This window comes from Sphingorhabdus sp. (genome assembly GCF_041737645.1).
Lineage (GTDB): Bacteria > Pseudomonadota > Alphaproteobacteria > Sphingomonadales > Sphingomonadaceae > Sphingorhabdus_B.
Map to the genome: position 1 here is coordinate 1 of NZ_JBGSRI010000065.1, position 25,250 is coordinate 25,250.

The following is a 25,250-nucleotide window of genomic DNA, read 5'->3' on the forward strand; positions in this document are numbered from 1 at the left end:
GTTTGAAGCGTTTCTTCACACCGCTCTTGGTCTTGAGCTTGGGCATTTTGGTCTCCTTTGTTGAGTCCGTATCAAGCCGACATGGCAGCCCTATTGGCCAGCCTGCTTATTCGGAAGGCGCGCGCCTAGCGGGATTCGGGCGCGAATGCAAGCTAATGCTTGTCGGACAATCCCGGACCCTGCAATGCTTGCAGGGGATGGCCGACATGTTCCGCACGGGCCAGCGTCGCTGCGATACTGATCGGGCGGTGCATGGCGAGATACTGGCCAGGGGTCATGCCCATAAATTCCTGAAAATCGCGGTTGAAATGGGCCTGGTCGAAATATTGATGGTCCAGCGCCACCGACCATTTCAATTCAGGGTCCATGATGACGCTACCCAATGTGCGTAAAAAACGCTGTCGGCGCAACAGCCGCTTTGGCGGAAATCCGAATATCCGCCGCGACAGGCGTTCCAGTCGTTGTTGGCCTATGCCAGTCAGATCGGACAAATCTGCAACGCTGCTTATGTCGGGATTGGCCAATGCCTCATGGATGTTTTCAATCTCGATTTCCAACGGATCGGCAACCCTTATGGCTCGGGCAAGCATCTCGTCAAATAATTGTGCCAATTGCCGAGGATCTTCCAACCCGCGCATTTCCCGCCAGATATTTTCAAACAAGCGAAATTCGGAAACCCCTTCAATGGCCCCGACTTTATTGGCCCACCGATCTGCGGGGCACCCGACAAGGCGGTACCAACCCAGCGGCAAAAGGCCAATCCCGACCAGCTTGAGCTGCTCAAAAAAGATGCGGGCAGCTTTTCCGGTAGGGCCGGTCATGTTGTTGTCGGGGTTCGGCAAAGGCGGGTCGCCGATGATACTGCCCCTTGAAGAGCCGGTTATTGTATAATGCGCGCTGGCCCATTCAGGGTGCAACAAATCTTCCATCTCACCGGTTTCGCTGGTGAAATCGAAAAAATAATAGGTCGATACATATCGACGCAGCGCCAGTGCGGGCAATATGAAATGGACCGGATTGATCCGCTTTAATGTTCGCATATCAGGGCCTCCAGCACGTCGTCCAACCGTGCGGGATCGCCCACTGCGATAACATGTCCATCCGAGGCCGCGTGTAACGGCTCCCCTGACCAATCGCTTATCATGCCACCCGACCCCATTATTACAGGTATTAAAGCAGCAAAATCATGCAGCTTCAAGCCAGCTTCGACGACAATGTCGATATGACCGCTGGCAAGAAGTGCGTAGTTGTAACAGTCGCCACCAAATAGCATCTTTTTATGTGCCGTTTTGGTAGCGAGAGCCATGAAATGGTCGCCATCATGTTGCGAGAAATATTGCGGGCCGCTCGTTGCCAGCGTGGCTTCGGAAAGTGACCGGCAAATCCGACTGGTAACGGCCTTGTCGTTCAGGGTTGTCGGATAGCCCGTGACGCCCACCCAACGTTCGCGATTGATGCATTGGTCAATAATACCCAACACAGGCCAGCCGTCTTCAAGCAGAGCTATCAACGATCCAAATATCGGGCGACCCGCCATGAAACTTACCGTTCCATCAATTGGATCTATAATCCAGGTCCGGCCTGAACTTCCGGGTTTTTCGCCATATTCTTCACCGATGATGGCATCGCGGGGGCATTCGGCGTCTAATATCCGCCGAATTGCAGCCTCGGCGGCCCGATCAGCTTCGGTGACAGGGGACGCATCTGCCTTGGATTCATGGTCGAAAGCGGATCGGAAAAACGGCCGAATCGCTGTGCCTGCCGCGTCGGCTAGCCGGTTTGCAAGGATGATATCGGCCGGAGTCATCAGTCAAACAAAGAACTGACCGAGCTTTCATCGGCAATGCGCTTGATCGCTTCACCAAGCAGCGGCGCGATGGGCAGTTGCCTGATTTTCTCGCTGTTTTGCGTGGCCTGTGATGCGATGATCGAATCGGTGATAACAAGCTTGCGTAACGAAGATGCATTCACGCGGTTAACCGCTTCACCGGACAAAACGCCGTGGGTAATATAAGCGACAACGTCTGACGCACCTGCGGATTTCAATGCATCGGCGGCATTACACAGCGTTCCGGCGCTATCGGCGATATCGTCAATCAGGATGCAAAACCGGTCTTTAACATCGCCGATGATATTCATAACCTCGGAAACACCGGCCTTTTCGCGGCGTTTGTCGACAATCGCGAGCGGGGCATCATCAAGGCGCTTGGCCAACGCGCGCGCGCGCACCACGCCGCCGACATCTGGCGACACAACCGTTATATTCTTGTCCGCATGGCGCGACAAAATGTCGGCGCTCATCACCGGTGCACCGTAAAGATTGTCGGTCGGGATATCGAAAAAGCCCTGAATCTGACCGGCATGAAGGTCGACGGTCAGCACGCGGTCAGCGCCCGCCTCGGTAATAAGATTGGCCACCAGCTTGGCTGAAATCGGGGTTCGGGGTCCGGGTTTTCGATCTTGCCGCGCATAACCAAAATAAGGCAGCACCGCCGTAATCCGTTTTGCAGATGCTCGACGCAGTGCATCGATCATGATGAGCAGTTCCATGAGATTGTCGTTCGCGGGGTGGCTGGTGGACTGGATCACGAACATATCTTCGCCGCGCACATTTTCGTGGATTTCGACGAAAATTTCATTGTCGGCAAAGCGGCGCACGCTTGCGTCGGTGAGGGGCAAGCCCATATATTCGGCTATCCCTTTCGCCAAGGGCAGATTACTGTTCCCCGTCATCAATTTCATGTGCGCGTTCCCCGAAAATGTTCCCTTGCAGGTTTGCTGGTCGCTCTAGCGAGAGTGAACCAGCCTGACAATCGGCTTGCCCCCTTACGTTGTGGACAATAAGCAGGGGAAATGACAGATCAGCTTACAATCGCGATGGCGCAAATCAATCAACGGGTCGGCGACCTGTCGGGTAATGCAAAGGCGATGCTGGAATGGCGCGCCAAGGCGCCGGGCGCTGATCTGATCGTTTTTCCCGAACAACAACTTATTGGATATCCGGCCGAGGACCTTGTTCTAAAGCCGTTTTTCGCCACCAAAGCTGCGGCACAACTGGCCGAACTGGCGTTGGCAACCGCCGATGGCGGCCCTGCCATGCTCGTTGGTTCTATTTTTGCCGAGGCCGACGGGATATTCAATGGAATGGCATTGCTTGATAACGGTCGCATCGCAGCGGTGCGGTACAAGCATGAGTTACCAAATTACGGCACATTTGATGAAAAGCGGATTTTTACGCCGGGTCCCTTGCCCGACCCTGTGGAATTCCGGGGCGTCAAATTGGGTTTGCCAATTTGCGAAGATGGTTGGCTGCAACCGGTATCAACCCATCTTGCCAACCTCGGTGCGGAAATTCTCATTTCCGCCAACGGCAGCCCTTATGAAATCGACAAGGATGACCACCGGCTGGAACAGGTTTTTGCCGCACGCGTGACCGAAACCGGCCTTCCGCTGCTGTTCCTGAACCGTGTCGGTGGACAAGATGAACTTGTGTTCGACGGCAGTTCCTTCGTTCTTAACGCCGATGGCAGTGTCTCCCACCGCTTGTCCGACTGGGTCGAAGAGCTTCGGGTTACCCATTGGACACGCAAAGACGGCGGCTGGATCTGTGAAAGCGGAACTGTTGCCGTGTGGGAAGAGCATCCCGCCGATATCTACAGCGCGATGGTGACGGGCTTGCGCGATTATGTCGACACCAATCGCTTTCCCGGGGTTGTTCTGGGCCTGTCCGGTGGCATCGATAGCGCAATCTGTGCGGCAATTGCGGCCGATGCACTTGGCCCGGACCGCGTCTGGTGCGTGATGCTGCCGAGCCGATTTACCAGCCAGTCAAGTCTCGACGATGCAGCGGAATGTGCGCGGATGATCGGGTGCAAGCTGGATACTATCCCGATTTCCCCCGCCGTGGATGCATTTGACGTCATGCTGTCAGGCAGTTTTTCGGATCGTGAGGTCGATATAACCGAAGAAAATGTGCAGTCCCGTATTCGCGGTGTCACCTTGATGGCATTGTCCAACAAATTTGGCCATATGTTGATGACTACCGGCAATAAAAGCGAGATGAGCGTGGGCTATGCCACCATTTATGGTGATATGGCGGGTGGATATAATCCCATTAAAGACGCCTATAAAATGACGGTTTTTGCCATTTCCAAATGGAGGAACGCCAACAAACCACGGATCGGGTTGGGTTCCGATGGACCAGTTATGCCCGATTCCATTATCAGCAAACCACCCAGCGCCGAATTGCGTCCCGATCAAAAAGACAGCGATTCTTTGCCCGAATATCCGGTGCTCGATAAAATGCTCCACGCGCTGGTGGAGGAAGAATTGTCCGTCGATGAGGTCGTCGCCTTGGGTTTCGATCGTGAATCCGTGACACGGATCGAACGGCTGCTTTACGTCGCCGAATATAAGCGCAGGCAGGCACCTCCGGGCGTAAAGCTGGGTGCGCGCAATTTCGGTCGGGACCGGCGCTATCCTATCACCAATGCCTTCAGAAGCGGTTAGATGGTCCTGTTGTAAATCGGGCACTGGAAATAATGCGGCGCCCTGGTTAATGGGTAGATATGGCTTTCTTCAAAGATGTATCTTTCAAAAATGCGGGCGCTGACTTTATCGGTTTTATCCGCACACCGGGGCACCATAGCCCCTGGCTGTTTCTGGCGGCTTGCGTGCCGACCGCAATTATCATCTATACCTTCTATCTCGACGCAATGGAAAAAGCGACGCCGCCTCCGCGTGAAATCATTTACATTGAAAGCTGGCCTGCGTCGCGGTCCATTGAAGACTCCAAAGCCGCGATTACCGAGCGGCAAAAGATCAAAGACAAGATGATTGCGCGGGAAAAAGAAGCCTACAAAGCCTTTGGCCGGGCCGTCGGTATGGATGTCGACCGGATAGAGCGAGAAGCGCGGGCCGAACAGGCAGGAACAAAGGGAGCGGAGAAATAACCTCTCGCGCCGACGAACTTTATATGGCTGCTGCGCTTGCGCTGGCGGAGCGCGGCGTTGGATGTACGCATTCCAATCCGTCCGTTGGATGCATTATCGTGAAAGACAATATCGTGTTGGGCAGAGGATGGACCGGGCAGGGTGGAAGGCCCCATGCCGAGGCCAAAGCGCTTGCCCAAGCAGGTAGCCGGGCCGTCGGCGCAACTGTCTATGTCACCCTGGAACCTTGCGCGCATGTGTCGGAACGAGGCCCCGCCTGCACGCAGCTTTTAATCGACGCGCGGCCGGCAAGGGTGGTTGGCGCAATTGTCGACCCCGATCCACGCACCGGCACAAAAGGCTATGCCCGGCTCGAAGCGGCTGGAATAGCGGTCGAAACCGGCGTCTTGGCGTCAGCGGCACGAAAGCAATTGGCAGGATTTTTCAGCCGCTTGGAACGCCAGCGACCGTTTGTGACGTTAAAGCTCGCGACCTCGCTTGATGGGCAAATTGCGCTGGCCAACGGTCAAAGCCGATGGATTACCGGGGCATCCGCCCGCGCCCACGCCCATGTCGAACGCGCACGATGCGATGCCATATTGGTCGGCGCCGCAACCGTCAGGATCGATGCCCCCGCGCTTGATGTCCGTCTGCCCGGACTCGAACATCGAAGCCCGCGCAAGGTGATGCTCGGCAGTGGCGCCGCACCTGACGGGTGGGAAGCCCTGAGGTCGGTGGACGAAATTGCTTCACTGGACTGCAACAGTTTGCTGGTGGAGGGCGGGGCAATGACCGCATCGGCTTTTTTGCGCGCCGGGTTGGTTGATCGCCTGCTTCTATACCGCGCGTCCATATTGATTGGTGCCGGAACAGCATGCTTGCGCGATATCGGTTTGGAAGATTTGGCAGATGCCCATGGGCGTTGGCATAATTCTCTTTCACGCGGTCTTGGCAATGATCGCGTCGAAGTCTACGACAAACTTGTTTAACCCAAAGGCTTCTTTCTCATGTTTACCGGCATCATTACCGACATCGGCACGATCACCTCTGTTGATCAACGCGGTGACCTTCGCATCGTCATTTCCTGCCATTATAACATGGATGATGTCGCCATCGGGGCATCCATTGCGTGCTCGGGTGTTTGTCTGACGGTCGTGGATAAAGGTGAAGGCTATTTTGCGGTCGACGCGTCTGCCGAAACGATATCGCGCACTGCCAAGGGATTGTGGCAATCAGGCGCGCGGCTCAATCTTGAACGGGCGTTGAAAGTGGGCGACGAACTGGGCGGTCACATTGTAACCGGACATGTTGATGGCGTGGGCGAAATTGTCGAAAGCGATCCGGTCGGGGATAGCTGGAAAGTTGTTGTCGAAGCGCCCGCAACCCTTGCGCCCTATATCGCGGCGAAAGGTTCCATAACAGTAGACGGTATTTCGTTGACCGTTAACGACATCGCCGATCAATCCAGCGGAATGGCGCGATTCACGCTGAATATCATTCCCCATACGGCACAGATGACAACGCTCGATACCCTTGCAGTAGGGCGTCAGGTGAATCTCGAGATCGACGTCCTTGCGCGCTATCTGAAACGGATGGAAGATTTACGCGCTGCCGCGTGACCTTACGGCTTAAAACGGCAGCCAGTTCTGCTTTTTCGAAAATTTCATATAGCCGACATTGGCCCCCAGCCGAAGTCCTGCACCAACACGAATCGGGATCAGGACAACATCCCCACGGCGCAAGTAGCTGGCGTTGAAGCCGCCCACCAGATAGGCCACGCCCTCGCCAGATGGATAGCGCCGGTAAATATCTTCGGTGTCATAAAGATTGTAAACAAGCACAAAGGTGCTGCCCGCATTGGCTCCGGCATCGAAACCGATCGATGGGCCTGTCCAATAGACGGGTTTCTGGCCCTCAACCTTGTGATTTAAGGTGCCTGACCCGTATCGCAGCCCGACGACAAAGGCGCCGCCGCCTTCACGGCCCACAATATAGCCATTGGGGCGGCCTTGTTTTTTCAAGATATCTTCGATCAACTTGCCAAGGCCCTGGGCGCCCTTGCCAAAAACACCTTCGGCCGCGCCGATCAGGTCATCTTCCTGAAAGGTATTTTGATCGGACGGCGTAACGGTCACGCTGCCTGTGTCGGTTTGCGTGGGTAATGCACCTTCGGTCGGAATGCCGTCCTGCACCGTCACATTTTCTTCCGATGGGACGGGTGCGGGCGGTGTGCCAAGATCTGCATCGATTGCGACATTGGGATCAACGGTCGTGATCTGTGCGCTGGTAGGTGCGGCGGCAACGGCGGTTAAAGCCACCAGCAGCATAACACGCTTCATCATCGCTCCGAAACTTAGCTTGTTTGCTATCTGGTGCATCACGCACGCCTCCTGTCATTAAGGCGTAATCATATGAATCATGTTGATGAGCGCACAATGAACGGGCGACCACCCGAGTCCTATTTGCGCCAGAGCGAATCTGCATGGCGTATTTCGATTGGTGAACAGAGCGCCGGTATCAATAACCGTTGCAGGGCCCGAATTGCGACGCTATAGGCCCCCGATGCCAAGCGCGCAGGAGACGTGGGTGAGTGGCTGAAACCAACGGTTTGCTAAACCGTCGTACTGGTAAATCCGGTACCGAGGGTTCGAATCCCTCCGTCTCCGCCAGTTTGTGGCATGTTGATAAGGTCAATGCGCGCGATAGCTATGTCTAGAAAAAGAAAGGCCTCGCCGCGTTTTGCCGCCCTCAAGGCAAAGCCGCCCCTCTTTTGGGTCAAGCTGTTCGCAATCATGTCGGTGACAGGCTATCTTGCATGGCTCTCTTTCATCCATGCGGTCGCCAACATCACCTGGCAGCAGAATCCCGATATGGCGCTGCGATTTGTGCCCGATCACCCGCTTGCCTTATCTCGCAAGGCAGATGAACTGTTCGCTGCGAAGCAGGACAAGGCAACGCTTGCCAAGGTCGAGGCTATGGCGAAGCAGTCTTTGCGGGGTGGGGCCTTGAATCCCGTGGCCATTCGTTTGCTTGGCTATGTTGCCGATGTTCGGGGTGACCGAAAAAAGGCGCGCGAATTGATGCTTCTGTCCCAAAAGGTGTCGCGTCGCGATTTTGGCACGCAACTATGGCTGATTGAAGACGCGGTGGCGCGGAACGACAAGAAGCAGGCGCTTTTCCATTATGACATCGCGATGCGTACTACGCCCAGCAGCTTTCCTGTTCTTTTCCCGACATTAGCTGGCGCTTTGAGCGACCCTGAAGTTCGCGTCGGCCTCGTTCCTTATGTAAAAGTGGCACCCGAATGGCTGCTGTCATTTTTGCCGCACGCGATCGGGTCTATGGAAAATCCTGCGAATCTGGCCGATGTTCTGCTGATGGCCGGCCCGCTGCCGGATCGAGATGATTATCGCAGCCAATCCAATTATCTCCTCACACAACTCGCGGCCAAGGGCCAGTTTCCGGCGTTCCGCCAATATTATCTGAGCCTCCCTTCGGTTCGCGCAGCATCCCTTGAGGCCGTGTCGATGACCAAGTATAGCGTCAATCTTCGCTATCCGGTTGTGGGTTGGCAACTGGCTGAAAACCCTGCAATCGGTGGATCATTCTCGCAGCCCGATAAAAATGGTCGTTACAGCCTTTCCGCATTTGCAGGGTCAGGCGAGCGTGGTGAGTTGATGCGGAAGTATCTGTTCCTCAAGCCCGGAAATTACCGCTTTTCCGCCCGATATGAAGCGCAAGATATTGCGGCAGATTCCGACATTCGCTGGAATCTGTCATGCCTTTCAGCAAAGGGCAATGTCAGCAAGTGGTTCACAAACACAGCCGTTAAATCCGGCCGTAGCAGCAGCATCCAGAATTTCAGCCTGGGATCAGACTGCCCGCATCAAATGCTCCAGCTTCAGCTGGCTGGTGGCAGCGGGCAACTGGGTGCGGAATTTATCCTGCGCTCGGTGGATATCATCCGCGCCCCTTAATTCAGCGCCGAATCGTCCGATAAGCTAGCGGGGCCGATGCTCGGTTCCCGCGCCCGCCGTTATGAACAATGCCAGTGTCTCTTCGAAAACGTCTGCTGTGTGCCACGTTCCGGGTGGATTGACGGCATAATCATTAGGACCGAGTATTACGGTCGCTTCTGTCCCGTCGACATGCTCCTGATACAGGGTCATTCTGCCTGAAACGCATAACACCACCTCGTCACCGAGAGGGTGCATTTCCCAGCTATCCCAGCTTTCGGAAAAGCGGTGCATCGACACCAGTCGTCCTTCTGCGCCGTCATGGCCGTTGCGCTCTCCATAGCCCTGATACCAGTCCATGCCGGTAAAGAGTGGCTGCGCAATCGCAGTTGCCCCGAGGCCTAAATGCAGTGGATTTTCTAGTAGACTAGGCATGGCTAAACCCCCGGAAATCTTGGCAAGTTCATAGTGGGTTGCAAGAAATCAGCCCATCAAAAATGCGTTGAGCTTATTGCCATCCGGGTCGCGGAAATAGCCTGCATAAAATCCTTCGCCGCGCGATCCTGGAGCGCCTTCGCAGGTGCCGCCATTGGCTAGCGCAATGTCATACAGACGGTCGACCTGTTCCTTGTCCTTGGCCGCCAGCGCGACCATCACGCCATTGCCGACACTTGCCGCATTGCCGTCAAACGGTTTGGTCAAACCGATACCCGCCGCATCGCCGGGCTTACCCCACGCGATAAATCCGTCAAATTCCATCATGCGCGGCGTATCAAGTTCAGCGGCAATCGCGTCATAAAAGACAGTGGCGCGCGCAAGATCATTGGTACCCAAAGTTACATAACCGATCATCGAATCACTCCTCCAAATGAGAGTAGAACATTATAGGAACATCAGGAAATGTCAATCGGCAGAAGGCGCGAGCTTATCCTGTGTTTTCGTGTCGAAATCACTGGCGTCATGACGCTCGTGCAACTGGCTAGCCGGATCACCCATCACGCGATTGACCATACGCCCACGCTTTACCGCGGGCCGTTCTGCGATCTGGTCCGTCCAGCGAATGACGTTCTTATAGTCCTGCACAGACAGAAACTCGCCGGCTTCATAAATCAGACCTTTCACCAGTGCGCCATACCACGGCCAGATCGCGATATCGGCAATGCTATATTCGTCGCCCGCCATGTATTCGCGTTCCGAAAGATTGCGGTCGAGCACATCAAGCTGCCGCTTCACTTCCATCGCAAAGCGGTCGATCGCATATTCGATCTTGAACGGTGCATAAGCGTAAAAATGCCCAAAACCGCCGCCGAGATATGGCGCGCTGCCCATTTGCCACATCAGCCAATTGATGGTTTCGGTTCGCTTTTGATGCTCGGTCGGCAAAAACGCGCCGAACTTTTCGGCAAGGTAAATCAGTATCGATCCTGATTCGAAAACACGCGTCGGTTCGGGCGTTGAATGGTCGAACAAAGCGGGGATTTTCGAATTGGGATTGGCGTCGACAAAGCCGCTGGAAAACTGGTTGCCGTCGCGTATGTTCACCAGCCAGGCATCATATTCTGCGCCCTCATGGCCGAGCGCGAGCAGCTCCTCCAGCATCACCGTAGCCTTCACGCCATTGGGCGTGGCGAGCGAGTAGAGCTGCATCGGGTGGTTGCCGACCGGACGTTCTTTGTCGTGTGTCGCACCTGCGATTGGCCGGTTGATATTGGCGAATTGTCCACCGTTTTCGGTATTCCATTCCCAGACCTTTGCTGGCGTATATTCGGAAAATGTCTGGGTCATCATGCTCTCCTGATTCTATGTCGAACCCCAACATAGTAGCGAGTGACGGCTTCGCCACCGGAAATAGTAGTTGACGTTTACGTAAAGTACCGCTTTGATCCTATGATTAAGTCAAGGGAGAGCAAATATGTCCGCCACCGTCGAAATCACCAACGACATTGCCCTGATCCGCATGGACGACGGCAAGGCCAATGCAATCAACTTCGAGATGATCGCCGCGCTGAACGCGGCGCTCGACAAAGCAGAGGCCGAGGCGAAGGCAATTGTGCTAGCCGGTCGCGAGGGCCGCTTTTCGGGCGGGTTCGATCTGAACGCCTTTGCCAGCCTCGGCGCGGACGGCGTGTATAAATTGCTAGATGCGGGCGCGGAATTGCTATTGCGGCTTTATGGCGGACCACTGCCCGTGGTCGCCGCGTGCACCGGTCATGCGATTGCGATGGGGGTATTCATCCTCCATGCCTGCGACACGCGTGTTGGCAAGTCGGGCGAATATAAGATTGGCGCGAACGAGGCGATTACCGGTATGCAATTGCCGATATTCGCAATGGAACTTGCGCGAGACCGGTTGAGCCCTCCCCATCTTACGCGTGCCATGATCCAGGGCTTTATCTATAATCCGCAAGGCGCGTTAGAGGCTGGCTATTTTGATATGCTGGCGGAGTCGGACCAGGTGGAGGCAAAAGCTATGGCCGTCGCAGGTCAATTAGCGCAGCTCCCCGGCAAGGCCTATGCGTGGAACAGGAAGTCGATCCGAAAAGCGACGCTGGATCGGATACGGGCGAGCTTGGGGGCGCATCATAAATTGTAACTCTTTCTCCCATTGGGAGAGGATAAGAAGCCTTAGCCGACAGGCTTAGGCGCAGTTGGTGAGGGGCCGGGCGATGTCGAGAGGGCAGAACCTCTCACCAACTTCGCCTAATTCGCTTTGCTCATAAGGCTCCATATCCTCTCCCAAAGGAGAGGGGGTTTTTGCTTCTTGGTGGCTTTATCCCTTTGACAGGGGCGCACAAGCCTCTGTCACCCAAGCCAGCGCGTCACCTTCCAGCTGAGGCCCGACGACCTCAAGCACCTTGGCGTGATATTCATCCCACCAGCGCAGTTCGTCGCGGCCCAGCAGGCTCGTATCCACCAATGTCTTGTCGATCGGCGCGAAGGTCAATGTCTCGAACCCGAAATAGCGCCCCTCTGCACCTGCAATTTCACGTTCTTCGACCAACACCAGGTTTTCGATGCGGATGCCATATTCGCCTTGTTTGTAATAGCCGGGTTCGTTCGACAGGATCATGCCCGCCTGTAGCGGCTCGTCCGCGCCGGCTTGGCCGCCGGAGAATTTGGCGATGCGTTGCGGGCCTTCGTGGACGGCGAGGAAGCTGCCGACGCCGTGGCCGGTGCCGTGTGCGTAATCGACACCTGCTTGCCAAAGGGCTGCGCGGGCCAGCGTGTCGAGTTGAGCGCCTCTTGTACCTTCCGGGAAGACCGCGAGTGCCAGCGCGATATGGCCTTTCAGCACGCGGGTATTCCGGTCCTTCATCTCGGCAGTGGGCTCGCCCGGACCGACCCAGATCGTGCGGGTGACATCGGTGGTGCCGTCAAGATACTGCCCACCGCTGTCACACAGATAGACGCTGTTCGGTTCAATCCGCCGGTTCGATTTTTCATCGACCTTGTAATGTGGACTCGCGCCATTGGGACCGGCGGCGGAGATGGTGTCGAAGCTCAGGTCCTTAAGCATACCGGTGGCTTCGCGAAATTCGCGTAAGCGCGCGGCGGCAGACAGTTCGGTCAGCCCGCCCTTATGCGCCTCTTGCGACAGCCAGTGCAGGTAGCGGCTGAGCGCCGCGCCATCGCGGGCTTGCGCGGCGCGGTGGCCGGATTGTTCGATCGGATTCTTGACCGCTTTGGGCAGGATGGTGGGATCGCGTGCCTCGATTAAGGTCGCCCCGCCACTTTCTAGCGCACCAAAGATTGCCGCCACTGCACGGTCGGGGTCAACCGCGATCCGCTTGCCAGCCATCGTTTGCAAATGTGGGACAAATTCCTGCGGCGTGCGCAGGCGGACGGCGTTGCCCAGATGCCCGCGGACGTCATCGCCGACTTTCTCAGGCGCGACAAACAAGTCGGCTGTCCCATCGGCGTGGGCAAGCACGAAACTAAGTGCGACCGGCGTATTCGATACATCGGCCCCGCGCACATTGAGCAGCCACGCCACCGAATCGAGCGCCGAGATGACGGTGCTGTCGAGATTGTTTGCGGTCAGCCATTCGGCAACTTCGGCCCGCTTCTCAGCGCTGTTTTGCCCTGCATAGCGGTCGTCATGCACCATCAGCATCGCGTCGCTCTTGTCCGGCTGGTCGGCCCAGACCGCGTCGATCGGATTGCCTTTGACCGCGACGAGTTCCGCGCCCTTGGCCGCAAGCGCCTTGGTCGCGCATTCGACCCAGCCCTTGGTATGTAGCCATGCGTCATATCCGATGCGCGCGCCTTCGGGCGCATGTTCCTTCAGCCAGTCCGCTATGCTGGTTTGCGGCACACCGACATACTGCCAGTTCTGGCCATCAACCTGCTCGCGCACTTGAAGCGTGTAGCGGCCATCGGTGAAGATCGCAGCCTCCTCGCTCAGAACAACAGCCGAACCTGCAGAGCCGCCGAATCCGGTCAGCCAACCCAGCCGCTGTGCATAGTCGCCTACATATTCGGACATATGTTCATCACAGATCGGCACGACAAAACCGTCGAGCTGGTCTTTTTTCAATTGTGCGCGCAGGGCAGAGAGGCGGGCTTCATAAGTGGACATAGCGGACTTCCGTTCATATGGTTATAGCAACCATATAAGCGAGGAAGTCGTCTCATGAAAGCGTTGCTCCCCCTATTCGTCATGATCGGCGCAATTTCTTCGCCCGCATTTGCCCAGAAAGACACTATGACTGAAAAATCCGCTGCAGAAATCAAGCCCCCCGTTGCTGTCAAGCGCGCCCATAATGCAACCTTTCACGGCGTTACGCTTACTGATGAGTATCACTGGCTGAAGGACCAGAGCTATCCCAAGATCGACGACAAGGAGATCCTCGACCATCTGAAGCAGGAGAATGCCTATTTCGAAGCGCAAATGGCCCCGCAGGCGGCGTTGACCGAGACGATCTTTCAGGAAATGAAGGGCCGGATAAAGGAGGACGACAGTTCTGTCCCGCAAAAGGATGGTGACTATATATACTGGTCGAAATTCGAAGAAGGCGCCCAGTATCGCAAGCATTACCGCAAGCCTGTCGCAGGTGGAGCGGACCAGTTGATCCTCGATGAAAATGAGCTCGCCAAGGGCAAGGAATATTTCCGGCTAGGCGCTGCCGAAGTCAGCCCCGACGGGAAGCTGCTCGCTTATGCGTATGACGATAACGGGTCCGAACGGTTTGATCTGCACTTCCGCAATTTGGCAGGTGGCGAAGATCCTAAAGACGTGATCCCGGGAACCCTGTCGGGAATTGTCTGGTCATCGGACAGCAAGGGCGTGGTCTATGGCCTCGCCAATGATAACTGGCGTACTGACAATGCCTGGTACCACCGGTTGGGTGATGAACTGACCAGTGCCAAGCTGCTCTATAAGGAGCAGGATATCGGCTTTGGGGTCGGTGTCGGCTTGACGGCGCAGGAAGACTGGATTGTCATCGGAACCGGCGACAATGTCACCAGCGAAGTGCGGCTGGTACCAGCCAGTGACCCGACCGCGACGCCGATCATGGTAAGCCCAAGGAAGGTTGGCCGCGAGTACAGCGTCGATGTCCGCGACGGCACGCTCTACATCCACACCAATGATGACCATGTGAATTTCCGCATCGCTACTGCCAGCCTGAAAGCGCCGGGGGACTGGAAAACGCTGATCGCCGGGTCGAACAAGCACTATCTCACCGGTGTTGCGCTGTTCAGGAATTTCTATGTCACAGAGGGCAGGATCGACGGGCTCGATCAGGTTGAAATACGTGACTATGCCGACGCCAAAAAGGTCCAACCGATCAAATTTCCGGAATCGAGCTATGAAGCAGGGCTTGGCGACAACCCCGAATATGATGTGACCAAGCTGCGGCTCGGCTATGAATCGATGGTTACGCCCGGTACGGTGTTTGATTATGATCTGGCCGACAAAAAGCTCGAAACCCTGAAGGTTCAGGAAATCCCCAGCGGCTATGATCCGGCCCAATATGTGACCGAGCGGGTTATGATCACCGCTCGCGACGGAACGAAGGTACCGGTGTCGGTGCTGTACAAGAAGGGTTTCAGGAAAGACGGAAGCCAGCCGCTGCATCTCTATGCCTATGGCGCGTATGGTTATGCTATACCGCCGGGCTTCTCCGCCAACCGCCTTTCGATGGTTGATCGCGGCTTTGCTTACGCCATCGCGCACATCCGCGGCGGCGATGACCTGGGCTATCAATGGTATCTTGATGGCAAGCTGGCCAAGCGGACCAACACCTTCAACGATTTTGTCGACGCGGCAAAGGGCCTGATCGATTTGGGCTTCACCGCGAAGGGCAAGGTCACCGCGAGCGGCGGCAGCGCGGGTGGCGAGTTGATGGGCGCGGTGGTCAATCAGGCCCCCGAACTGTTTGGCGCTGTGGTCAGCCATGTGGCCTTTGTCGATGTGTTGAACACTATGCTCGACAAGGACCTGCCGCTGACACCGGGCGAATGGCCGGAATGGGGCAACCCGATCACCGACAACGCCGCCTTCGATACTATCCGCAGCTATTCGCCCTATGACAATGTTGCGGCCAAAGCCTATCCGCCGATGCTGTGGACCGCAGGCCTCAACGACCCGCGCGTGACCTATTGGGAACCGGCCAAGATGGTCGCCAAGCTGCGCGATATGAAAACCGACGACAATGTGCTGCTGCTCAAGACCAATATGGGCGCAGGGCATGGCGGCAAGTCGGGCCGCTTTGAACGGCTGCGCGAAAATGCGGAGGAAGCTGCGTTTATCCTTTGGCAGATGGGGATGGCTGAAACGGGAATATGAACCCCTTCACCCGAACTTTCACCGCTACACCTGCCGACATCGACGAGCTTGGCCATGTCAACAACGCGGTGTGGGTACGGTGGATTCAGGACATGGCGACTTCGCACTGGCAGGCGGTGGCGAACCCTGAACATATCGCGGCCTATTTCTGGGTCGTGACGCGGCACGAGATTGATTATCGCGGGAACATCGCGGCGGGTGAAAGTGTGACGGGCCGGACTTGGATAGAGAGCAAGCCCAAAGGGGCGCAGTTTGACCGTCGGGTTGATTTTGTCGATGCCGCCGGCAAGGTGATTGTGCGCGCGAACACGACCTGGGCGATGATCGACAGAGCCAGCGGGCGGCCGGCCCGCGTGCGACCGGAAATTTCCGGACCATTTCTCATTTAGCCGTAACTAATTCAGGCTTTTGTTCGAACATCTTTTGAACTAAACAAAATGGCATGAAAAGCGGCATGGCACATCGGCTGAGATTGATTTTAATAATGGCATTTGTCATCGCCCAGTTCGGAATGGTGAACGGGACGTCTGCTTATGCCTCGCCCATGGATATGATGGAAAATTGTCGTGCGTTGGCCGATGAATGCTGTGATCCGGTTGGGTTGGACCATTGCACCAGTTGTGCAACCTGTGTTGGATACATCAGTGGGCCAGGTCGCTCGCTGGAGCGAACCAATGCTCAATTCTACGGAGTGATCGCGCCGGTAATTCTGTCTCCGATTGTCTGGAGCATCGATCCACCTCCTCCACGATATTAAGCGTGAATTCCGCATCAAGCGGTGAATTTCTTACCCAATTATATGGAGTTAAACTATGATTCGTATAGCAAAAATGGCCATACTAGGCCTGTCTTTTACCGCAACATCCGCTTACGCGGCTGCTCCCGCTACGTTTGCAGCCGCTTGCTGCGCTATCGGTGCGTGCTGTGGCCTGGGCATGGATTGCTGCCCCTAAAAAAGACATAAGTTAAAGGAGGCGCGCTCGGGCTTTTGCTTGAGCGCGCCTTTTTTATTCGTCCAGCGGATATTCCGGTAATGAGTGGAAGGCATCTCGCAATGCCTGGCTCCAGCCTTCTGAAATACTGTCGAAATAGCGGTCGTCGGCGGTGATGCGGCGTTCGTGGAACGGTGCGAACTCGTCGTTGCGGTACAACATCAAATCAAGCGGTAGGCCCACCGACAAGTTCGCCTTCAATGTCGAATCAAACGACACCATCAGCAACTTGGTGATGTCGGCAAAGGACATGTGCGATTCAAATCCGCGCACCAATATCGGCCGACCATATTTGGTTTCGCCGATCTGGAAAAACGGTGTTTCGGGGCTGGCTTCGATGAAGTTTCCTTCAGGATAAATCAGGTAAAGCCGTGGTTCCATGCCCTTGATTTGACCCCCGACAATCACACTTGCGTTGAAATTTGGCGCGGGACTTGCTGCTACCGGCCCAGTCAGCGCCCGTGCCGTGATTGTATCGCGCAAGGTGGTGCCGATGACATTCGCCACCTGAAACATGGTTGGTGCTTCCAAAATCGACGGCTTGCGCTCGCTCGGCGCCTTGCTGCGTTCCTCCAGCTGGCTTATCAGCGCCTGAGTGGTCGCCAGATTGCCTGCGGTCATGATCGTAATGAACCGCTCACCGGGCACCGACCAGCTGAACATTTTGCGAAAGGTCGAGATATTGTCGACGCCCGAATTGGTACGCGTGTCGGACATGAATGCCATGCCCTTTTCCAACAACATCCCAACGCAATATGTCATTACCCGAAAAGTCCCCCGACCCTTGATCCTGTTTCGCTTACTGTTCCACCCGCAAGCTGACAACCATGCTTTTGTCCCGCGCACCAAAAGACATGCCGGATATCGGCGCCGCGTCGCGATAATCATAGCCTGTTGCCACACGGACATAGCGACCATCGGGGCTGATCCCGTTGGAGATGTCAAACCCGACCCAGCCGATGGCGTCCACATGCGCCTCGGCCCATGCATGGCTGGCGGACTGTTCGACCTGACCATCCATCATTAAATAGCCGGAAACATAGCGCGCTGGCATCCCCATCGAACGGCAGGCGGCGATAAAGATATGGGCGTGGTCCTGACATACGCCTGCGCCCGCAGTAATAGCGTGCTCGGCGCTGCTCTCGACACTGGTTGCACCGCCCTGATAAGCGACAGATTCGAGAATATGGGCGGACAGCTCGTGTAACAGCGCTAGCTTGTCTGGCTGATCGCGGTCAATGCCGGTTACCAGTTTCAGCACGCCCCGCCCCGCCGTCGTCAGCCGTGTCGGCCGCCCATATGCCCATAAAGGCACATGGCTGCGGTGGCGGCCCAATATGCCGTGATTATCTGTGGTTTCCACTTGTCCGTGACAGCTGATCGTTATTGCGGTGCGACCTTCTTCGATAGAAATCAGCGTGACATGATTGTTATGCGGATCATCATGCTCGGCCTCCACCTTGCCGCCGTCAACGTTGAGATGCCAATCCAGGATGCTTTGTCCCGCACCATCCTTCGGACGCAATTTCAGCCGCTGCAATGCATAATGCACCGGCTGGTCAAACTGATATTCGGTGATGTGGTGGATCGAAAGAAGCATCAGGAGTTGAACCTATATTCCTGCTCAACCATGGCCGCCAGCCTGCGATTCTGGGTCAGGAAATCGACAAGAAATTCATGAAGACCATCTTCGAGGATTGATGCGGCTGTCATTGATGCGAAGCCTGCATAAATCCGCTCTGCCTCGCTTAGGCTGTCCGACTGCACCCCATAAGACTTGGCAAGATGGCGAAGATTATCGGTCAGTTTTCCGTAGCAAAAGGCCAGACTGCGCGGGAACCGGCGATCAAGGATCAGGAAGTCGGCGATGCCCAGCGCACTCGCCCGTCCCGGATATAGCCAGCGATAGGCACTATAAGCGGACGTCGAGCGAAGGATTGTCTCCCACTGGATATTGTCGAGCGAAGAACCCACGAAGGACACCGAGGGCAGCAACACATAATATTTGACGTCAAGAAGCCGGGCCATGCTGTCGGCACGCTCGATAAAATTGCCGACGCGGCTAAAGTTATAGCCGTCGTTACGCAGCATGGTGTTTTCCAGCGCACCACGGACCTGCGCCGTCTGACGTTCGATTAGATCGATGGTGGCGGGCAGGTCAGCTTCACGCACCTGCCTTTTCAACGCGTCATTGACGCAGATCCAGCATTCATTGACCGCCTCCCACAATTCGCGGGTTATGGCGGTTCTCGTCGTCCGCGCATTCTGCCGGGCATTGTCGATCAGATTGCGTAAGTTGCCGGGGTTTGATTTGTCGCGCAGCAGATAGTCGACAACCTGTGCGGCATTATATTCCTCATGCGTTGCGCGATAGGTGGCGTCCATTCCGAGCGCCGAAAGAATGGATCGCCATTCATCCTGTCGCCCGCGATTGCGTGTCAGGGTAAACCGATGTCCCGTCTCGATCAGGCGCGCAATATTCTCCGCGCGTTCCAGATAACGGAACATCCAGAAGATACCGGAAGCGGTCTTGCCTAGCATGGCTCAATCATCCTCGATGACCCAGCTGTCCTTTGTGCCACCGCCCTGGCTAGAATTGACGACCAAAGATCCTTTGCGCAACGCCACGCGGGTCAGGCCGCCGGGGGTGATGTCGATTTTTTCGGGCGAAACCAGAACAAAGGGCCGCAGATCGACATGACGTGGGGCGAGGCCGCTGTTCGCAAAAATAGGGATGGTCGAAAGCGCCAAGGTCGGCTGTGCAATATAGTTGGCAGGCTTGGCTTTCAGTTTCGCGGTAAACGCTGCCAGTTCCTTCCTGCTGGCGGCAGGACCAATCAACATTCCATAGCCGCCCGACCCATGAACCTCTTTGACCACAAGTTCCGAAAGATGGTCGAGAACATAGGCCAGCGAGTCCGGTTCCGAACACCGCCATGTATCGACATTTTTCAGGATCGGTTTTTCGCCGGTATAAAATTCGACGATGTCCGGCATATAGCTATAAATGGCCTTGTCGTCGGCGATGCCTGTTCCGGGTGCATTGGCAATTGTAATCTTGCCTGCACGGTAGAGGTCAAAAATGCCGGGGATACCAAGCACCGAGTCCGGCTTGAATATCAGCGGGTCGAGATACTCGTCGTCGAGCCGCCGGTACAGCACATCAATCGGCTGATAGCCCCTCGTCGTCCGCATGGCGACGCGGCCATTGACGATCCGGATATCATGTCCTTCGACCAGTTCGGCGCCCATCTGGTCTGCCAGAAAGGCATGTTCGAAATAGGCGCTGTTGTGAATTCCGGGCGTAAGAACCGCAACGACCGGATCGCCTTTACATGCTGGCGGCGCGACGCGGCTAAGCGATGCGCGAAGGTTTTTGGGATAGTCGCTGACATTGCGAACCCGGATCGTGCTGAACAGTTCGGGGAACATGTTCATCATCGTTTCCCGGTTTTCAAGCATATAGGATACGCCCGACGGGGTACGGGCATTGTCTTCCAGAACCAGAAAATCATCGGGGCCTGTGCGTACAAGGTCAATACCGACGATATGGGTGTAGACCCCTCCTGGCGGCGTGAAACCGATCATCTGCGATACGAAAGCTTCGTTTTTTACAAGCAGTTCGACAGGCAGGCGACCTGCGCGGACAATTTCCTGGCGGTGATAAATATCCTGCAAAAACGCATTGATGGCGCGCACCCGCTGTTCAATGCCGCGGGACAATTTGGTCCACTGTCGTGCAGTGACGATCCGCGGTATGATGTCGAAGGGGATCAGCCGTTCTTCAGCCTCATCGTCGCCGTAGACGGCAAAGGTGATGCCCGTTCGCCGGAAAAACTCCTCGGCGTCCCGCGCCTTCTGTTTCAGATGGGTGCTATCCTGATCGGTGAACCATTTATGATAGGCTGCATAAGCCGCGCGCGGCGTGCCGTCCTCATTTAGCATTTCATCAAAGCAGGGCGGTTTTGTTGCCATTGAACCAAGTTTGCACAAAAATAATGCAGAGAACAAGTAACTTCGCACATGCACAAATTTTGGGCAAATCTACGCCCTTTGTTGACAATCAAAAGTCGATGGCAACACCTTTCAGTTCCCAGTCGCCATAGCGGACAGGGTCCGGTCTTTCGGGGTCCGGCTCCGGTTCGCGGCCAACCGCCTTCGGGGTTGGCACAGGCGGACTTTTGGAGAGATAGTCGGGCGCTTTTACGTGGGGAGGGCGCTGGCCCATAACATATGCTCCTCAAGGAAAATTTCGCTTCTCTTCATATCGGTCGTTGATGGCATATTTGCAAGATGGGTGACTTTGGTGACGGACTTGCCTAAGTGGTCGGACCATGTCCAATGATGAAGAAATTTCGGGCTTCCCGACCCGCCGCGCTGCTTTGCGGCTTCTTGATGCCGTTATGCGAATGGGCACGCCTATGGATCAGGCGACCGCTAATGCGACGAAGGGTCTATCGCCCCCCGATCGCGCGTTGGCGATTGCGATAGCGCAGGAAAGCCTGCGCTGGTCGGTTGACCTTGATGTACTGATCGACAGCAAAACCAAGCAAGCGCTGCCCGATGACAGCAAGGCGCGAATGGTATTGCGATTGGCGCTGGCGCAGATTTTGCGGCTGGGTACCCCGCCCCACGCGGTAATTGCAACAGCTCTGCCCTTGCTTGAAAAAGGTCCGCGCCGGTTGGTGCACGGCGTGCTTGGCACCTTATTGCGTGCCGGGGTTGAATTGCCTGTATTGCCCTCCCTGCCAGATGCCGTGATGATGCGTTGGCATCCCGCATGGGGCGACGATATGGTTGCCGGCGCGCAAAAAGCTTTATCAGAACCCCCGCCGCTCGATCTGGCGTTGCGGGATCCTGCTTCGACCTCGCATTGGGCCGACATATTGGGCGGCGAAAGCCTGATGCCAGGCCATGTCCGTTTGCCGCGCGGTACAGCGGTAGAAGAATTGCAAGGCTATGACGAAGGCGCATGGTGGGTGCAGGACCTTGCCGCCAGTCTGCCCGCGCGACTTTTGGGCGACGGAACGGGTAAGCGCGCGCTTGATCTGTGTGCTGCGCCGGGTGGCAAGACGATGCAGCTTTCGGCTGCGGGATTTGCGGTCACGGCACTGGACAATAGCGCGCGGCGTATGGACCGGTTGATGACCAATCTGGAACGCACGCAGCTCAATGCCGAACGGGTCAACGCCGACGTGATGGAATGGGAGCCATCCGGCCAATATGATGCCATTCTTCTGGACGCGCCGTGCAGTGCGACCGGCACGATGCGCCGCCATCCCGACGTGTTGCAACGAATCGACATCAAGCAGATCAACAATCTTGCCGCGCTCCAATGCGCCATGCTCGACCGCGCTGCATCTTGGGTGAAACCTGGCGGCATACTGGTCTATGCCACATGTTCGCTGGAGCCGCAGGAGGGCGAGGCGCAGGCGGAGCTGTTTCTGTCCAAGCATCCAGATTTTAGCACACGCGGCGTAGAACCGGACGAATTACCGCAAGCTGTGCCAGCCAACGCGTTCGGTCATGTTCGCACGATGCCACCAATGCTCGCGGATAAAGGCGGATTGGACGGTTTTTTTGTAGCCCGATTTGAAAAAAATTTATGATAGCCCCGACGATCAATACCGAACGCCTTTCAATACAGCCCATGTCGCTGGCCCATTGGGAAAAATATGCGACCGCCTGGGCAGATCCGCGCATGACTGAATTTATTGGCGGTGAACCGCGGAGCCGGAACGTCAGCTGGGGTAAGTTTCTGGCGGGTGCCGGGCTTTGGCCAGTGTTGGGCTATGGTTATTGGTCGTTCATCGAACGCGCAAGTGGCGCTATGGTTGGCACTGGCGGTCTGGCAAAGTTCGAGCGCGGGATGCCGGAGCTGGAAGTGTTCCCGGAAGCGGGCTGGGCTTTTGTGCCGGAGGCGTGGGGCAAGGGATATGCGACAGAGGCGATGGCAGCGATATTGGCGTGGGCAGATAATGAAGCGGGCTTGACCGAGGTGCGCTGCATTATCGATAGAGAAAATGCCGCGTCACATAATGTTGCGCGCAAGCTGGGATTCGAGAAATTTGCCGAATCGCAGGATAATATCGGCGACCTGTTCATTTACCGCCGCGAACCGAGTCCGACGCAGCGATAAGCTGTGCATAACGCACTGGCTCACCTTGCCGCTGGCGTTTTCGGCGGCTAAGCGCCTAGTATGACCCGCGCCATCCGCATCGCGCCTTCTATCCTTTCAGCCGATTTTGCCCGGCTGGGTGACGAAGTGCGCGCGATTGACGAAGCTGGCTGCGACTGGATCCATGTTGATGTCATGGATGGCCATTTTGTTCCGAATATCACGATTGGACCGGCCGTTGTAAAGGCGCTTCGGCCGCATAGCAGCAAGCCGTTCGACGTACATCTGATGATTTCGCCGGTCGACCAATATGTGAAAGATTTTGCCGACGCTGGTGCGGACATCATTTCCTTCCATCCCGAAGCAGGCCCGCATCCGCACCGCACCGTGCAGCTGATAAAATCACTCGGCAAGCAGGCCGGGATTGTGCTGAATCCGGCGACGCCGGCGAAAATGCTCGACTATTTGATTGACGAAATCGATCTGGTATTGGTGATGAGCGTCAACCCCGGCTTTGGTGGGCAAAGCTTTATTTCAAGCCAGTTGCGAAAGATCGAAGCGATCCGCAAGATGATCGAGAAGACTGGCCGCGATATCCGGTTGGAGGTCGATGGCGGTATCACTGTCGAGACTGCGCCTCTGGCGATTTCAGCTGGGGCCGATACGTTGGTTGCAGGAACCGCCACTTTCCGGGGTGGACCAGAACATTATGCCTCCAACGTCCTCGCGTTGAGGGGTGGATGACGGACCATGAGGCACGCGGCGAAGGGGTAAGACAGGCGGCATTGATCGTCCGGCCGACGGGTGTGGGCCAGAATATTTTCGAACGTCTTTCGCTACAATTCTATAAATTGACCTGGCGAACACCACTGCATAGCGGGCGATTGGTGGGGAAGGTGCCCTTGCGCCTGATTACCATTCCGCAGGATGTGCTGAAAGGCGATGTCGCCCGGGGACAGGCCCTTCGCATGGGCAAATTTCATTATCAAGGCGCTGAACAGGCGTTGAGCGGTCTCGACTATCAAAAGCTGGCGCTGCCGCCGACGATGACCGATTATATACACCGTTTTGGCTGGCTGCGTGATCTGGCGGCGGCTACGAACAGGGGAGAAGGTGCGCCGATTGCGGCGTCGATTGCCGATGAATGGTTGATTGCTAACGGCATGAAGACCCGCGAACCGGCGTGGCGCGTCGACAATTGTGCATGGCGCTTGCTAAACATGGCGGCGGGATCGCCCTTGTTGTTAAGCAGTGCCGATCCGGTCTACAGGTCACGCGTCATCAACCATTTCGCCCGGGTTGCACGCCATCTCGACCAATCTGCTCCACGCGCGCAAAGCCATTTTGCTAAAAGCTTGGGATGGGCAGGAGTAGTCGCCGCCTCCTTGTTATTGCCCGAAGGAAAAGCCAGGCGAGCCGTTGGTGAAGACGGTTTGGCGGCGGCTTTGCAAGTCGCCATTTTTCCTGACGGTGGCGTCGTGTCCCGTTCACCGGTTCAGCTTATCGAATTGATCGGGCTGCTCAGCTTGCTGAAACAATGCTACAATGCGCGTAACGAAATGGTGCCAGCATTTTTGTCTGACGCAATTGGACGTGCCGTGCCCGCCTTATTGGGTCTGACCCACTCGGACGGTGGTCTTGGGGCGTGGCAGGGTTCGGCCCATATGAGCGCTAAAAGCATCGAGGCCCTTGTTTTGGCCAGTGAGGTCCGTGCCCGACCGCACCGTCAGGCGCTCGATTGGGGCTATCAAAGGGTTTCGGCCGGGAAATCGGTCTTGCTGCTCGATGCAGGACCGCCGCCTTTGGCTCGGCAATCAGCTTCCGGCTGCGCGTCAACATTGGCGTTTGAATTGTCCCACGGCAGTCAGCGGATGTTCGTAAATTGCGGCGGCGCGGCTTTGGTCGGCGCCACTATTCCCGTGGCCTTGGCGCGGGGGTTGCGGACCACCGCGGCCCATTCGACGTTGTGCATCAATGACACCAATTCGACTGCAATTTTGCAGGGCGGCCAATTGGGCAAAGGCGTAACAGAAGTCGGCCTGGAACGTCGAGATGTCGATCAGGCCACACGGATCGAAGCCAGCCATGACGGTTATGTGCGTGGCTTTGGATATGTTCATTCACGCTTGTTAATCATGCGTTCGGATGGGCTTGAACTGCGGGGTGAAGATACGCTGCTGCCAAAGGGTAAACCGAAGGACGGTACGCCGGTGCATGTGCGTTTTCACTTGGGCCCGGATATCGAGATTATGCCAACCGACAATGTGCAAACTACGTTGCTTCGCATGGCCGATGGCAGCAACTGGGCCTTTGCGGTTGCGGGTGGTACATTATCCGTCGATGAAAGCCTTTGGGTTGACGAAGAAGGGCGCCCGCATCCTACCCGTCAGCTCGTCATCGAAGCACCGACCGGTAAAGGCGGTCTCACCTTTAGCTGGCAATTGCGCCATATAGGATAAGTTC

26 protein-coding genes and 1 tRNA gene are annotated in these 25,250 nt (G+C 56.2%); 14 read left to right on the plus strand and 13 right to left on the minus strand.

The genetic code is table 11. The features are described from left to right. Nucleotides 1–152 precede the first annotated feature (152 nt). Genes ACEW72_RS12370 through ACEW72_RS12380 form a run of 3 tightly spaced genes read right to left on the minus strand, consistent with a single transcriptional unit; the run spans nt 153 to nt 2,742 of the window. Complete coding sequence (locus ACEW72_RS12370) at nt 153–1,040, minus strand: helix-turn-helix domain-containing protein (protein ID WP_373476696.1); 888 nt, start codon at nt 1,038–1,040, stop codon at nt 153–155. Continuing rightward, on the minus strand, nt 1,028–1,807 hold the full coding sequence (locus tag ACEW72_RS12375; RefSeq protein ID WP_373476697.1) for an inositol monophosphatase family protein: 780 nt from the start codon (nt 1,805–1,807) through the stop codon (nt 1,028–1,030). Before ACEW72_RS12375 ends, ACEW72_RS12370 begins: the two co-directional genes overlap by 13 nt. Further along, the gene (locus ACEW72_RS12380; protein WP_373476698.1) at nt 1,807–2,742 is read right to left on the minus strand and encodes a ribose-phosphate pyrophosphokinase; all 936 of its coding nucleotides are present in this window, start codon (nt 2,740–2,742) and stop codon (nt 1,807–1,809) included. The genes ACEW72_RS12375 and ACEW72_RS12380 overlap by 1 nt, the downstream gene beginning before the upstream one ends. Before the next feature lie 111 nt (nt 2,743–2,853). On the opposite strand from ACEW72_RS12380, the gene ACEW72_RS12385 reads away from it, so the two are divergent. The 4 genes from ACEW72_RS12385 to ACEW72_RS12400 are packed head-to-tail and all read left to right on the plus strand — an operon-like array spanning nt 2,854 to nt 6,550. Beyond that, a complete protein-coding gene (locus ACEW72_RS12385) occupies nt 2,854–4,509 on the plus strand; it encodes an NAD+ synthase (protein ID WP_373476699.1) in 1,656 nt (551 codons plus the stop codon). 59 nt (nt 4,510–4,568) lie between these two features. Then, nucleotides 4,569–4,952: a hypothetical protein gene (locus ACEW72_RS12390; RefSeq protein ID WP_373476700.1), complete on the plus strand. Its 384-nt coding sequence runs from the start codon at nt 4,569–4,571 to the stop codon at nt 4,950–4,952. After that, nucleotides 4,949–5,920 carry a bifunctional diaminohydroxyphosphoribosylaminopyrimidine deaminase/5-amino-6-(5-phosphoribosylamino)uracil reductase RibD gene (ribD, locus tag ACEW72_RS12395; protein WP_373476781.1) on the plus strand — a complete coding sequence of 324 codons (972 nt, stop codon included), beginning with the start codon at nt 4,949–4,951 and terminating at the stop codon, nt 5,918–5,920. The genes ACEW72_RS12390 and ribD overlap by 4 nt, the downstream gene beginning before the upstream one ends. A gap of 18 nt (nt 5,921–5,938) precedes the next feature. Beyond that, a complete protein-coding gene (locus ACEW72_RS12400; RefSeq protein WP_373476701.1) occupies nt 5,939–6,550 on the plus strand; it encodes a riboflavin synthase in 612 nt (203 codons plus the stop codon). A 9-nt stretch (nt 6,551–6,559) separates the two neighbouring features. On the opposite strand, the gene ACEW72_RS12405 is transcribed toward ACEW72_RS12400, so the two are convergent. Next, nucleotides 6,560–7,309 carry a DUF1134 domain-containing protein gene (locus tag ACEW72_RS12405; RefSeq protein ID WP_373476702.1) on the minus strand — a complete coding sequence of 250 codons (750 nt, stop codon included), beginning with the start codon at nt 7,307–7,309 and terminating at the stop codon, nt 6,560–6,562. Between the two features lie 198 nt (nt 7,310–7,507). On the opposite strand from ACEW72_RS12405, the gene ACEW72_RS12410 reads away from it, so the two are divergent. Next, a tRNA-Ser gene (locus ACEW72_RS12410) sits at nt 7,508–7,600 on the plus strand. Nucleotides 7,601–7,639: 39 nt separating this feature from the next. Then, nucleotides 7,640–8,908: a hypothetical protein gene (locus ACEW72_RS12415; RefSeq protein ID WP_373476703.1), complete on the plus strand. Its 1,269-nt coding sequence runs from the start codon at nt 7,640–7,642 to the stop codon at nt 8,906–8,908. Nucleotides 8,909–8,932: 24 nt separating this feature from the next. Here ACEW72_RS12415 and ACEW72_RS12420 read toward each other — a convergent pair whose 3' ends face one another. From ACEW72_RS12420 to yghU, 3 genes are read right to left on the minus strand one after another with little or no spacing between them, the layout of a single operon-like run. Next, nucleotides 8,933–9,322, minus strand: a complete 390-nt coding sequence (locus ACEW72_RS12420; protein WP_373476704.1) for a cupin domain-containing protein — start codon at nt 9,320–9,322, stop codon at nt 8,933–8,935. 48 nt (nt 9,323–9,370) lie between these two features. Then, nucleotides 9,371–9,739 carry a VOC family protein gene (locus tag ACEW72_RS12425; RefSeq protein WP_373476705.1) on the minus strand — a complete coding sequence of 123 codons (369 nt, stop codon included), beginning with the start codon at nt 9,737–9,739 and terminating at the stop codon, nt 9,371–9,373. A gap of 51 nt (nt 9,740–9,790) precedes the next feature. Beyond that, the gene (yghU, locus tag ACEW72_RS12430; RefSeq protein ID WP_373476782.1) at nt 9,791–10,672 is read right to left on the minus strand and encodes a glutathione-dependent disulfide-bond oxidoreductase; all 882 of its coding nucleotides are present in this window, start codon (nt 10,670–10,672) and stop codon (nt 9,791–9,793) included. 127 nt (nt 10,673–10,799) lie between these two features. On the opposite strand from yghU, the gene ACEW72_RS12435 reads away from it, so the two are divergent. Then, complete coding sequence (locus tag ACEW72_RS12435; RefSeq protein ID WP_373476706.1) at nt 10,800–11,480, plus strand: crotonase/enoyl-CoA hydratase family protein; 681 nt, start codon at nt 10,800–10,802, stop codon at nt 11,478–11,480. 177 nt (nt 11,481–11,657) lie between these two features. Here the strand turns inward: ACEW72_RS12435 and ACEW72_RS12440 are convergent, their stop codons facing one another. Then, nucleotides 11,658–13,466: an aminopeptidase P family protein gene (locus ACEW72_RS12440; protein WP_373476707.1), complete on the minus strand. Its 1,809-nt coding sequence runs from the start codon at nt 13,464–13,466 to the stop codon at nt 11,658–11,660. A 126-nt stretch (nt 13,467–13,592) separates the two neighbouring features. On the opposite strand from ACEW72_RS12440, the gene ACEW72_RS12445 reads away from it, so the two are divergent. The 3 genes from ACEW72_RS12445 to ACEW72_RS12455 all read left to right on the plus strand — a co-directional run bounded on the left by ACEW72_RS12445 (nt 13,593) and on the right by ACEW72_RS12455 (nt 16,434). Continuing rightward, nucleotides 13,593–15,677: a S9 family peptidase gene (locus ACEW72_RS12445; RefSeq protein ID WP_373476783.1), complete on the plus strand. Its 2,085-nt coding sequence runs from the start codon at nt 13,593–13,595 to the stop codon at nt 15,675–15,677. Beyond that, nucleotides 15,674–16,066, plus strand: a complete 393-nt coding sequence (locus tag ACEW72_RS12450) for an acyl-CoA thioesterase (RefSeq protein WP_373476708.1) — start codon at nt 15,674–15,676, stop codon at nt 16,064–16,066. Before ACEW72_RS12445 ends, ACEW72_RS12450 begins: the two co-directional genes overlap by 4 nt. Nucleotides 16,067–16,131: 65 nt before the next feature. Then, nucleotides 16,132–16,434 carry a hypothetical protein gene (locus ACEW72_RS12455; RefSeq protein WP_373476709.1) on the plus strand — a complete coding sequence of 101 codons (303 nt, stop codon included), beginning with the start codon at nt 16,132–16,134 and terminating at the stop codon, nt 16,432–16,434. A 250-nt stretch (nt 16,435–16,684) separates the two neighbouring features. Here ACEW72_RS12455 and ACEW72_RS12460 read toward each other — a convergent pair whose 3' ends face one another. The 5 genes from ACEW72_RS12460 to ACEW72_RS12480 all read right to left on the minus strand — a co-directional run bounded on the left by ACEW72_RS12460 (nt 16,685) and on the right by ACEW72_RS12480 (nt 20,897). Beyond that, nucleotides 16,685–17,431: a peptidase gene (locus ACEW72_RS12460; protein WP_373476710.1), complete on the minus strand. Its 747-nt coding sequence runs from the start codon at nt 17,429–17,431 to the stop codon at nt 16,685–16,687. A 37-nt stretch (nt 17,432–17,468) separates the two neighbouring features. Further along, nucleotides 17,469–18,269, minus strand: a complete 801-nt coding sequence (locus tag ACEW72_RS12465) for a transglutaminase domain-containing protein (protein ID WP_373476711.1) — start codon at nt 18,267–18,269, stop codon at nt 17,469–17,471. After that, nucleotides 18,269–19,210 carry an alpha-E domain-containing protein gene (locus ACEW72_RS12470; protein WP_373476712.1) on the minus strand — a complete coding sequence of 314 codons (942 nt, stop codon included), beginning with the start codon at nt 19,208–19,210 and terminating at the stop codon, nt 18,269–18,271. Before ACEW72_RS12470 ends, ACEW72_RS12465 begins: the two co-directional genes overlap by 1 nt. Before the next feature lie 3 nt (nt 19,211–19,213). Next, a complete protein-coding gene (locus ACEW72_RS12475) occupies nt 19,214–20,644 on the minus strand; it encodes a circularly permuted type 2 ATP-grasp protein (RefSeq protein WP_373476713.1) in 1,431 nt (476 codons plus the stop codon). A gap of 88 nt (nt 20,645–20,732) precedes the next feature. Beyond that, on the minus strand, nt 20,733–20,897 hold the full coding sequence (locus ACEW72_RS12480; protein ID WP_373476714.1) for a DUF1674 domain-containing protein: 165 nt from the start codon (nt 20,895–20,897) through the stop codon (nt 20,733–20,735). 106 nt (nt 20,898–21,003) lie between these two features. On the opposite strand from ACEW72_RS12480, the gene ACEW72_RS12485 reads away from it, so the two are divergent. Genes ACEW72_RS12485 through ACEW72_RS12500 form a run of 4 tightly spaced genes read left to right on the plus strand, consistent with a single transcriptional unit; the run spans nt 21,004 to nt 25,246 of the window. Then, complete coding sequence (locus tag ACEW72_RS12485; RefSeq protein WP_373476715.1) at nt 21,004–22,278, plus strand: RsmB/NOP family class I SAM-dependent RNA methyltransferase; 1,275 nt, start codon at nt 21,004–21,006, stop codon at nt 22,276–22,278. Then, a complete protein-coding gene (locus ACEW72_RS12490; RefSeq protein ID WP_373476716.1) occupies nt 22,275–22,808 on the plus strand; it encodes a GNAT family N-acetyltransferase in 534 nt (177 codons plus the stop codon). The genes ACEW72_RS12485 and ACEW72_RS12490 overlap by 4 nt, the downstream gene beginning before the upstream one ends. A 60-nt stretch (nt 22,809–22,868) precedes the next feature. After that, entirely contained in the window at nt 22,869–23,531 is a 663-nt protein-coding gene (gene rpe, locus ACEW72_RS12495) for a ribulose-phosphate 3-epimerase (protein ID WP_373476717.1), read from the plus strand. Then, a complete protein-coding gene (locus ACEW72_RS12500; protein ID WP_373476718.1) occupies nt 23,528–25,246 on the plus strand; it encodes a heparinase II/III family protein in 1,719 nt (572 codons plus the stop codon). The genes rpe and ACEW72_RS12500 overlap by 4 nt, the downstream gene beginning before the upstream one ends. Nucleotides 25,247–25,250 lie beyond the last annotated feature (4 nt).